Origin of the sequence: Streptomyces sp. NPDC056628, assembly GCF_042792555.1 — a bacterium.
Taxonomy (GTDB): domain Bacteria; phylum Actinomycetota; class Actinomycetes; order Streptomycetales; family Streptomycetaceae; genus Streptomyces.
The window spans coordinates 99,994-110,588 of the sequence record NZ_JBHTWG010000001.1; the positions used below are offsets into that span (position 1 = coordinate 99,994).

Annotated in this window: 9 protein-coding genes; 8 read left to right on the forward strand and 1 reads right to left on the reverse strand. The window is 75.6% G+C overall.

Annotated features, from left to right (window positions below):
• From ACFRAC_RS00410 to ACFRAC_RS00440, 7 genes are read left to right on the forward strand one after another with little or no spacing between them, the layout of a single operon-like run.
• The gene (locus ACFRAC_RS00410) at window positions 1-1,482 is read left to right on the forward strand and encodes an FAD-dependent monooxygenase (RefSeq protein ID WP_382919107.1); all 1,482 of its coding nucleotides are present in this window, start codon (window positions 1-3) and stop codon (window positions 1,480-1,482) included.
• 42 nt (window positions 1,483-1,524) lie between these two features.
• Window positions 1,525-3,063 carry an FAD-dependent monooxygenase gene (locus ACFRAC_RS00415; RefSeq protein WP_382919109.1) on the forward strand — a complete coding sequence of 513 codons (1,539 nt, stop codon included), beginning with the start codon at window positions 1,525-1,527 and terminating at the stop codon, window positions 3,061-3,063.
• Between the two features lie 4 nt (window positions 3,064-3,067).
• Window positions 3,068-3,946: an alpha/beta hydrolase gene (locus ACFRAC_RS00420; protein ID WP_382919110.1), complete on the forward strand. Its 879-nt coding sequence runs from the start codon at window positions 3,068-3,070 to the stop codon at window positions 3,944-3,946.
• Window positions 3,943-5,250, forward strand: a complete 1,308-nt coding sequence (locus ACFRAC_RS00425; protein WP_382919111.1) for an MFS transporter — start codon at window positions 3,943-3,945, stop codon at window positions 5,248-5,250. The genes ACFRAC_RS00420 and ACFRAC_RS00425 overlap by 4 nt, the downstream gene beginning before the upstream one ends.
• The gene (locus ACFRAC_RS00430) at window positions 5,247-6,113 is read left to right on the forward strand and encodes a 4'-phosphopantetheinyl transferase family protein (protein WP_382919112.1); all 867 of its coding nucleotides are present in this window, start codon (window positions 5,247-5,249) and stop codon (window positions 6,111-6,113) included. The genes ACFRAC_RS00425 and ACFRAC_RS00430 overlap by 4 nt, the downstream gene beginning before the upstream one ends.
• Window positions 6,110-7,702 (forward strand): acyl-CoA carboxylase subunit beta, encoded by a 1,593-nt coding sequence (locus ACFRAC_RS00435; RefSeq protein ID WP_382919113.1) that lies wholly within the window; start codon window positions 6,110-6,112, stop codon window positions 7,700-7,702. Before ACFRAC_RS00430 ends, ACFRAC_RS00435 begins: the two co-directional genes overlap by 4 nt.
• Before the next feature lie 10 nt (window positions 7,703-7,712).
• Window positions 7,713-7,925, forward strand: a complete 213-nt coding sequence (locus ACFRAC_RS00440; protein ID WP_382919114.1) for an acyl-CoA carboxylase subunit epsilon — start codon at window positions 7,713-7,715, stop codon at window positions 7,923-7,925.
• A gap of 255 nt (window positions 7,926-8,180) precedes the next feature.
• Here ACFRAC_RS00440 and ACFRAC_RS00445 read toward each other — a convergent pair whose 3' ends face one another.
• Entirely contained in the window at window positions 8,181-9,500 is a 1,320-nt protein-coding gene (locus tag ACFRAC_RS00445; protein WP_382919115.1) for an MFS transporter, read from the reverse strand.
• A gap of 83 nt (window positions 9,501-9,583) precedes the next feature.
• On the opposite strand from ACFRAC_RS00445, the gene ACFRAC_RS00450 reads away from it, so the two are divergent.
• Window positions 9,584-10,552: a LysR family transcriptional regulator gene (locus ACFRAC_RS00450; protein WP_382919118.1), complete on the forward strand. Its 969-nt coding sequence runs from the start codon at window positions 9,584-9,586 to the stop codon at window positions 10,550-10,552.
• The last annotated feature ends 43 nt before the right edge of the window (window positions 10,553-10,595 follow it).

Here is a 10,595-nt window from a genome sequence, read left to right on the forward strand (position 1 = left end):
ATGGCCACCGACACCTCCGGAGCCGGCCGGGTCGTCGTGGTGGGAGCGGGCCCCGTCGGCCTGTTCCTCGCCGGGGAGCTGCGCCTGGGCGGCGCCGACGTCGTCGTCCTCGAACGGCTGCGCGCCCCCACCACGGAGTCCCGCGCCTCCACGCTGCACGCCCGCACGGTCGAGCTGTTCGACTGCCGGGGCCTGCTGGACGCGCTCGGCGACCCGCCCAGGGAGCCGCGCGGCCACTTCGGCGGCGTCCCCATGGACCTGACCGTGCCCGGGCCGTACTCGGGCCAGTGGAAGGTGCCGCAGACCCGGACCGAAAAACTGCTCCAGGACCGGGCCCGCGCCCTCGGCGCCGACGTCCGGCGCGGCTGGGAGGTCCGCGGACTCGTCCAGAGCGACACACACGTGGAGCTGACGGTGGCGGCCCCCGACGGCGAACGGCGGCTGCGGGCGGCCTACGTCGTCGCCTGCGACGGCGAGGACAGCACCGTTCGCGCCCTGACCGCAGCGGCCTTCCCGGGCTCCCCGGCGGCCCGCGAACTGCTGCGGGCCGACATCGCCGGGATCGACATCCCGAACCGGCGGTTCGAACGCCGGGAGCACGGGCTGGCCATCGCCGCCACGATGCCCGGCGGCACCACCCGGGTGATGGTGCACGCCTTCGGCCGGCCCGCCCGGCCGCGCACCGGACCGCCCGCGTTCGCCGAGGTCGTCGACGTCTGGCGGCGTGTGACCGGGGAGGACCTGAGCGGCGGGCACCCGGTGTGGCTCAACGCGTTCGGGGACGCCAACCAGCAGCTGGAGCGCTACCGGCACGGCCGGGTGCTGTTCGCCGGGGACGCCGCCCACCGGCAGATGCCCAGCGGCGGCCAGGCGCTCAACCTCGGTCTGCAGGACGCGGCCAACCTGGGCTGGAAGCTCGCCGCGGTGGCCCGCGGCCGGGCCTTCGACGGGCTGCTCGACACCTACCACGACGAGCGGCACGCCGTCGGGCGCCGGGTGCTCGCCAACATCCGCGCCCAGGCGCAGCTGCTGCTCGGCGGGCCCGAGGTGGAGCCGGCGCGCGCCCTGCTCGGCGAACTCATCGCCGCGGGCCCCACCCGGGACCACCTCGCGGCCATGATCACCGGGCTCGACATCCGGTACCCCGCGGGCGGCGGCACCCACCCCCTGCTCGGCGCCCGGCTGCCGCTCGGCACGCTGCCCACGCCGGACGGCCCGGTCGGCGTCGCCGGGGCACTGCGGGACGGGCGCGGGCTGCTGCTGGTCGCCGACACGGCCCGGGCGGAGCTGCGCTGGCTCGGCAAGATCTGGGCCGACCGCGTCACCCCGGTGGCGGTACGGGCCGGCACCGGCGCGCCGCTGCACGGCGCCGAGGGGCTGCTGGTGCGCCCGGACGGCCATGTCGCCTGGGCGGGAGCGGACCCGTGGGCGGCCACGGCGGCGATCCGGCACTGGTTCGGACGGCCGGATCCCGGGCTGTGATCCCGCGCGAGGCCGAACACCGCAAGTCACGGCAAGTCGTACATGTTCCTATCGATTCGGGCGACGCGCAGAGAGGGAAGCACTGTGGACACGGATGTGATCGTGGTCGGTGCGGGGCCGACCGGCCTCATGCTGGCCGGAGAACTGCGGCTGGGCGGAGCCCGGGTCGTGGTCGTGGAGAAGCTGGCCGAGCCGACCGGGCAGTCCCGCGGACTCGGCTTCACCGCCCGCGCCATGGAGGTGTTCGACCAGCGGGGCCTGCTGCCGCGCTTCGGAGCGCTGGAGAAGAGCCCGATGGGCCACTTCGGCGGCATCCAGTTCGACTACACGGTCCTGCAGGACGCCCACTTCGGCGCGCGCGGCGTCCCGCAGTCGCAGACCGAGGCCGTCCTGGAGGAGTGGGCCGGTGAGCTGGGCGCCGACATCCGCCGGGGCTGGGAGCTGACCAAGCTGTCCGAGGACGGCCACGGCGTCGAGATCGTCGCGGCGACCCCCGACGGTGAACAGCGGCTGCGCGGCGCCTACCTGGTCGGCTGCGACGGCGGCCAGAGCGTCGTGCGCCGGGCCGCCGGCTTCGACTTCCCCGGGCTGCCCGCCACCCGCCGGATGTACCTGGCGGACGTCACCGGCTGCGCCATCCGCCCCCGCTTCCTGGGCGAGCGGCTGGAGCACGGCATGGTGATGGCCGCTCCGCTCGCGCCCGGCGTCGACCGCGTCATCGTCTGCGAGCACGGCACCCCCGCAGGGGACCGCCCGCAGCACGTCGAGTTCGAGGAGGTCGCCGCCGCCTGGGAACGCATCACCGGCGAGTCCCTGGCGGGCGGCGGCGCCGACTGGGTCAGCTCCTTCACGGACGCCACCCGGCAGGTCTCCGCCTACCGCAAGGGCCGCGTCCTGCTCGCCGGCGACGCCGCGCACGTCCACCTCCCCGCCGGCGGACAGGGACTCAGCACGGGCGTGCAGGACGCCGTCAACCTGGGCTGGAAGCTGGCCGCGGTGGCCCGCGGCGCCCTGCCGGACACCCTGCTCGACACGTACCACGACGAACGGCACCCGGTCGGCGCACGCCTGCTGATGAACACCCGGGCCCAGGGCATGATCTTCCTCGGCGGCCCCGAGGCCGACCCCGTCCGCGCCGTGTTCGGGGAGCTGATGGAGCTGGAGGAGGTCCGCCGCCGGCTCGCCGGCATCGTCAGCCACCTCGACGTCGGCTACGACCTCGGCCCCGGCACCCACCCCCTGCTCGGCCGCCGCCTCCCCCCACGTCCGCTGGAGCTGCCCGACGGCACCCGCACCGGCACGGCCGACCTGCTCCACCCGGCCCGCGGCGTCCTGCTCGACCTGTCCGGCGATCCCGCCCCGCGCGAGACGGCGGCCCGCTGGGCGGACACCGTCACCGTGGTCACCGCCCGCCCCGAGGACCCCGACGCCTTCGCAGGGGCCACCGCCCTCCTCGTCCGCCCCGACGGACACGTGGCCTGGGCGGCCGGCGGCGACAGCGCGCAGGACGACGTGGCCGCCGGCATCGACCGCCTCGTGAGCGCCCTGCACCACTGGTTCGGCAGCCCGGAGGTGGCGTAGCACGATGACCACCGCGCCCCTGTCCGTCGGCCCCCGTGTACGGCGGATCACCCTGAACGCCGCCGGGCACACCCTGTCCGCCCTGCTGAGCGCGCCCCCGGACACGCCGCCGCGTGCCACCGTGGTCGCGCTGCACGGGGCCGGGATGAGCGCGGGGTACTTCGACGGCGGGGCCCAGCCCGACGCCTCCCTGTGCGCGCTGGGAGCGCATCTCGGCTTCCAGGTCCTCGCCGTCGACCGGCCCGGCTACGGCGACTCCGCCGCCGGGTTCCCCGAGGGCCTGGACCTCGCCGGGCAGGCCCGCGTCCTGGGGGCCGCGCTCGACGACTTCCGCGCCGGGTACGACACCGGCGTCGGAACGTTCCTGCTCGCGCACTCCTTCGGCGGCAAACTCGCCCTGACCCTGGCCGCCGAGGCCCCGCCGCCCGGACTGCTGGGCCTGGACATCTCCGGCTGCGGGCACCGCTACGCCCCCCGCTCCGAGGAACTGCTCACCGGCACCGACCGGGCCCGCTGGAAGCACAACTGGGGCCGGCTCGCCCTGTACCCGCCGGCCACCTTCCGCCGCAGCGCCGACTTCGTCCGGCCGGTGCCCGAGCGGGAACTGCGGGCCGCGTCCGCCTGGCCCGACGTCTTCGACGCCCTCGCCCCGCGCGTGCGCGTCCCCGTACGGCTGACGTTCGCCGAGCACGAACTGTGGTGGCGGCACGACGCCGACGCCCTCGACGACCTGCGCACACGGCTCAGCTCCGCCCCGCGCGTCGTCGTCGACCGGCAGCCCGACGCCGGGCACAACATCAGCCTGGGCCGCACGGCCCGCGCCTACCACCTGCGCGCGCTCGCCTTCTTCGAGGAGTGCCTGCCCGAACGGGACGGTCCATGACCGGGTCCGCCACCGGGAAACGGGGACCCGGGCGGCTGCTGGCCACCGGGACGCGCTCGCTGGGCGTGCGCAACTTCCGGCTCTTCGCCACCGGGCAGGTCGCCTCCGTGACCGGCACCTGGATGATGGTCGTCGCCCAGGACTGGCTCGTCCTCGACCTCACCGGCGACTCCGGCACCGCCCTCGCGACGGTCACCGCCCTCCAGTTCACCCCGATGCTGCTGCTCACCCTGTACGGCGGCCGCATCGCCGACCGGTACGACAAACGGGCGCTGCTGACCGGGGCCAACATCGCCTCCGGGCTGCTCGCGCTGCTGCTCGGCCTGCTCGTCACCGGCGGCGCCGCCCGGCTGTGGCACGTGTACGCCTTCGCCCTGGCCCTCGGCGTCGCCAACGCCGTCGAGGTGCCCGCGCGGCTGTCCTTCATCGCCGAGCTCGTCGGACCGGAGCTGGTGCCGAACGCCTCCGCGCTCAGCGGCGCCTACTTCAACATCGCGCGCGTCCTCGGCCCCTCGCTCGCCGGGCTGCTGATCGAGGCGGCCGGCACCGGCACGGTGATGCTCCTCAACGCGGCCAGCTACGCGGCGACCGTCGCCGGGCTGCGCGCCATGCGGCCCGGCGAACTGCACCGGTCCGCGCGGCCCGCCGCCCGCGACGCCCGCGTCGTGGAGGGACTGGCCCATCTGCGGTCCCGGCCCGACCTGGTGGCGACGCTGTCCCTGCTCGCCGCCGTCTCCCTGTTCGGCCTCAACCTGCAACTGACGCTGCCGCTCATGGCCCGGACCGTCTTCCACACCGACGCCGCCGCGTTCGGCCTGCTCACCGCCGCGCTCGCGGCCGGCTCCCTGCTGGCCGCCTTCACCAGCACCCTGCGCCGGGGCCGCCCCCCGGCCCGGCTGGTCATCGGCTGGGCCTGCGCCTTCGGCGCGCTGGCCGCGGCCACCGGCTGGGCGCCGAACCTGACGGTGGCCCTGCTCCTGCTCGTCCCGACCGGCTTCGCGTCCCTGTACTTCGCGCAGGCCGCCAACCACCGCGTCCAGCTGGGCAGCGACCCCGCCTACCGGGGCCGCGTCATGGCCCTCTACACCCTGATCCTGCAAGGCACCGCCCCGCTCGGCGCCCTGTTCGTCGGCGCGGTCACCCAGTACCTGGGCACCCGCTCCGCGCTGTGGGCGGGGGGACTGATCTCCCTGGCGGCCGCGCTCGTGGCGGCGGCCGCCGACCGCGGCGGCGCGCGCGCCGGCGCCGCCGCCGGGACCGAGCCGGCGCCCCACCCCACCACCCGCACCGGGAGCCGCCCGTGAACCTCCCCCTCGGCCCGCACCCCGCCCGCGGCGCCCGGCAGCTCGGCCCGTCCGACCTGCACCTGTGGCTGCTGCCGGCGCCGGAATCGTCGCGCGACGCGCCCGTCGGCGAACTCGACGAGGACGAGCGCCGGCGCGCCGCCGCCTACCGCCGGCACGCCGACCGGCAGATGTACGTCGCCGCCCATGTGGGCCTGCGCCGGGTGCTGTCCGTCTACACGGGCGTCGCGCCCCGGCGGCTGGTCATCGGCCGGGAGTGGTGCGAGGAGTGCGGGGAACGGCACGGCCGGCCCGTCCTGGTCGACCTGCCGGGCGCCCCCGAGTTCTCCCTCTCCCACAGCCACGGGCTCGCCCTGGTCGCCGTCGCCCGCACCCGGGTCGGCGTCGACGTGCAGGCGCTGCCGTCTCCCGCGACCGTCGACGCCTGCCTGCCCCTGCTGCACCCGGCCGAGCGCCGGGAGATCGCCCGCGTCCCGCCCGAGCGGCGGCCGACGGCCTTCGCCCGGCTGTGGTCCCGCAAGGAGGCGTACCTGAAGGGTCTCGGCACCGGGCTCGCCCGCGCCGCCGACCTCGACTACCTGGGCGAGGGCGCCGAGTCCTGGCGCCCGGCCGGCTGGACGGTGCGCAACATCCCGCTGTGCGAGGGCCACGTCGGCGCCGCCGCGCTGGCCGGCGCCGGCGACCGGCGGGCCGCCCTGCACCCGGTGCCCGCCGACTGGCTGCACGCCCGGGACGCCGTGGACCGCGTCCACGCCGTCGAACCGGGACTGCGCACGGTGCTGCGCGCCCACGACCCGTCGTCCGTCCGCCCGCACGACCTCATCGACACCAGGAACAGGAAGGAAAGGGCCCAGGCATCATGACCGTCGTCGATCCCGAGACGCTCCTGCCCGACACGGACGCCCCCGAGGCGGACCGGTTCTCCGAACTGGCGGCCATCAAGGAGCTCGCCCGCACCGGCCCCGACCCGAGGGCCACCGAACGCCAGCACGCCAAGGGCAAGCTGACCGCCCGCGAACGCATCGAACTGCTCCTGGACCCCGGCTCCTTCAGCGAGGTGGAGACCCTGCGCCGGCACCGCGCGCAGGGCTTCGGGCTCGAGGACAAACGGCCGTACACCGACGGGGTGATCACCGGCTGGGGCACGGTCGAGGGCCGCACGGTCTTCGTGTACGCCCACGACTTCCGCATCTTCGGCGGCGCCCTCGGCGAGGCCCACGCGCAGAAGATCCACAAACTGATGGACCTGGCCATCGCGGCGGGCGCCCCGCTCGTGTCGCTCAACGACGGCGCGGGCGCCCGGATCCAGGAGGGCGTGTCGGCCCTCGCCGGCTACGGCGGCATCTTCCGGCGCAACACCAAGGCGTCCGGGGTGATCCCGCAGATCAGCGTGATGCTCGGCCCGTGCGCGGGCGGCGCCGCGTACAGCCCGGCGCTCACCGACTTCGTCTTCGCGGTCCGGGACATCTCCCAGATGTTCATCACCGGGCCGGACGTGGTGAAGGCGGTGACGGGGGAGGAGATCACCCAGAACGGCCTCGGCGGCGCCGACGTCCACGGCGGCACCTCCGGCGTCGCCCACTTCGTCTACGACGACGAGCGCACCTGCCTGGAGGAGGTCCGCTACCTGCTGACCCTGCTGCCCTCCAACAACCGCGAACTCCCGCCCGCCCACCCCACCGGCGACCCGGCGGACCGCCCCGGCGACGCCCTGCTCGACCTGGTCCCCGCCGACGGCAACCGCTCCTACGACATCCGCAAGGTCATCGAGGAGATCGTCGACGACGGCGACCACCTGGAGGTGCACGCCGCGTTCGCCACCAACCTCGTGTGCACGCTCGCCCGGATCGACGGGCACGTCGTCGGCATCGTCGCCAACCAGCCCGCGTCCATGGCCGGCGTCCTCGACATCAAAGCCAGCGAGAAGGGCGCCCGGTTCGTACAGTTCTGCGACGCCTTCAACATCCCGCTGGTCACCCTGGTCGACGTGCCCGGCTTCCTGCCCGGCGTCGACCAGGAGCACGAGGGCATCATCCGGCGCGGCGCGAAACTGCTGTACGCGTACTGCAACGCCACCGTGCCCCGCGTCTCCGTCGTCCTGCGCAAGGCGTACGGCGGCGCCTACATCGTCATGGACTCCCGGTCCATCGGCGCGGACATCGCCCTGGCCTGGCCCACCAACGAGATCGCCGTGATGGGCGCCGAGGGCGCCGCCAACGTCGTCTTCCGCCGCGAGATCGCCGCCGCCGACGACCCCGAGGCGATGCGCCGCCGCAAGATCGAGGAGTACCGCAGCGAACTCGTCCACCCCTACTACGCGGCCGAGCGCGGCCTCGTCGACGACGTGATCGACCCCCGCGAGACCCGTCTCGCCCTCAGCCGCGCCCTGACGATGCTCGCGACCAAGTCCGAGTCCCTGCCCACCCGCAAGCACGGCAACCCGCCCCAGTGAGGAGCACTCCATGACCCCGACCCCGGCCGACCTGCTCGCCGCCACCTCGGTACGTGTCCTGCGCGGCGCCCCGAGCCCCGAGGAACTGGCCGCCTTCACCGCGGTCCTCACCCTCCGGCTCGCCCCGCCCCCCGCCGCGGCCCCGCCCCGCCGGTCCACAGCCCCCTGGACCCGCCCCGACCGCACCCGCCCCTACACGAGCCCCCGGGCCTGGCACACCTGACCCCGGCCGGCACCAGGCTGCTCCGGGTCGGCCCCCGGTCACACCGGCGCGCCCGGGCTCCCTCGGGGCGCCCGGCACCTGGCCCGGCGTGCGACCGGGGGCCGGGGGCCGCCGTCGGCCCCCGGGGGCCGGCGCTCGCCCGTCGGAGCGGTCCGCCCTCCGGCTTCCATGAGCGTCCGGCCGTACCACCCGCCCCGGCGCCCGAGCCCCGCCGCGATCGGGGGGTGGGCCGGCCGGCGTACGTGCCGGGGCGCGTCACGCACCCCGCCCGCGCCCCAGCATCCGTGCCCCCACCGACACGAGCAGGGCCGTCGCCGCCGCCGTCACCGGGACCGCGTAGCCGGTGGACGGGGACGTGTGTTCCACCGTCCATCCGCCGGCCGCGCTGCCGCAGGCGATGCCGCCGAGCAGGGCCGTCACCGCCAGGGTCATGCCCTCGTTGAGACGGCCCGGCGGGGTGCGCCGCTGTACCAGGGCCATGTTGGTGATCATCGTGGGGGCGGTGGCCATCCCGGCCAGCAGGAGGGCCCCGGCCAGCACCACGAGCGAGCCGGTGCCGGAGGCGGCCAGGGCCGGCAGGAGCAGCAGCGCGGTCATCGCCGCCACGCACCACGGGTAGCGGCGCTCGGGGGAGCCGGTCAGCCGCAGCCGGCCGTACACCAGACCCGCGACGCAGGACCCGGCCGCCTGGAGCCCCAGCACCGCGCCGGCCGCGGCCCGTTGCCCCTGCGCGTCGGCGTACGCGATCGTGACGACCTCCGTCGACCCGAACACCGCGCCCAGGGCGAGGCAGACGGCCAGCAGCGCGGGCATGCCGGGCGCGCGCAGCGGCGCCGGGCCGGGCGCCGAGGTCGAACCGTGCGCCGGCGGCTCGGTCGACCGCTGGGCCGCGAAGGCCAGCACCCCGGTCACGAGCAGCGTCACCGCGACGAGCGTGCCCGCCTGGGGGAAGAACGTCCCGCACAGGAAGGCCGCGAGCACCGGGCCCAGCATGAAGCACAGTTCGTCGACGGCCTGTTCGAGGGAGTTCGCGGTGTGCAGGGCCCCCGCGTCGTCCTTCAGCAGATGGGCCCACCGGGCGCGGGACATGCCGCCGGTGTTGGGCGTGCTCGCGGTGGCGGCGTACGCGGCGAACAGCGTCCAGGAGGGCGCGCCGTACCGCACGCACAGCACCAGGGCGAGACTGCCCAGCGCCGCGAGCAGCGTGGCCGGTACGGCGACCCGGGCCTGCCCGTACCGGTCGACGAGGCGCGCGATCCCGGGGGCGACCACGGCGGTCGCCGCGAGTCCGGTCGCGGTGACGGCCCCGGCGAGGGCGTACGACCCGCGGGTCCCCGCGATCATCACGACCGCGCTCACGCTGAACATGCCCATGGGCAGACGGGCCGCCAGATTGGCGGCGGTGAACGCGAGCGCGCCCGGCCGGGCGAACAGCCGCCGGTAGGGCCCCGGCGGGCGGGCCCGCCCACGGGGGCGGAAGTCGACGGCGACGAGCGCGTCGGCGGTGACGGTGGACAGCGGGATGTCCCGGACTTTCCCGTCGTCAGGGGCACTTGTGGAGGTCGGTCGCGGCATGGGCCCAGCCTCGGCGGTCGCCGATCACCGGGTCCAACACCTGCTCCGCGCGGATTCACGCACTCCTGTTGTAAGTTCGGCGCATGCCGGCCCCCGCCCACCTCGACCCCCGCCTCCTGCGCGCCTTCCTGGCCGTCGCGGAGGAACTGCACTTCACCCGCGCCGCCGCCCGCCTGTACGTCGCCCAGCAGGCGCTCAGCCGGGACGTGCGCCGCCTGGAGCGCGAGCTCGGCGCCGAGCTGTTCGTGCGGACCACCCGCCAGGTCACCCTCACCCCCGACGGCGAGCGGCTCGTGCCGTACGCCCGCCGCGCCCTCCAGGCCCAGGACGACCTGCTCGCCGCCTTCGGGCAGGCCCGCGCCCTGCTCGTGGACCTGAACTCGCCCGGCCTGCGCACCACTCGCCGGATCCTGCACCGGGCCCGCGAACTCGCCCCCGAACTCGAGCTCATGGCCCGCTACGAGAGCGGTCTGACGGGTGCCGCCGGCGACCTGCTCGCCGGCCGCCTCGACGCCTCGTTCGGCCGGTTCGCCGGCCTGGACCCGGCGCTGCGGGCCGGCCTCGACCACCAGCCGGTCCGCTACGAACCGATGGCCGTCCTCCTCCCCGAGGACCACCCCCTGGCCGCCCGGGACGAGGTGCCGCTGGCCGCCCTGGCCGGCGAGACGGTGTACGCCGGCGCCGGCAACCCCCGCACCCCGGAGTGGACCGACCTCGCGCGCCGCCTGTTCGAGGGGCGGGGCGTCGCGATCGCCGCCCCCGCGCCCCTGGCCGTCGGTGACGAGGAGTTCCAGCGGCTCATGGCGAAGACGCGGGTCCCGGTGCTCGCGGTCGTCGACTTCCCCCCGATGCCGGGCTCGGTGCTCCGTCCGCTGACGGATCCGGTCCCGCTGTCACCAGTATCACTTGTATGGAGAAAGGGTCTCGAACATCCCGGACTTATGGCCCTTCGTCGGGCAGCCGCCCAGGTCGCAAGGGAGGAAGGGTGGCTGAATCGCCCACCTGAGGGCTGGATTCCGGCCAGTGACGCATGCGTCATGGGCGTCCATTAGTTGGCACGCGGCAACCACGAAACCTCCGCGTGCGCTACATTCT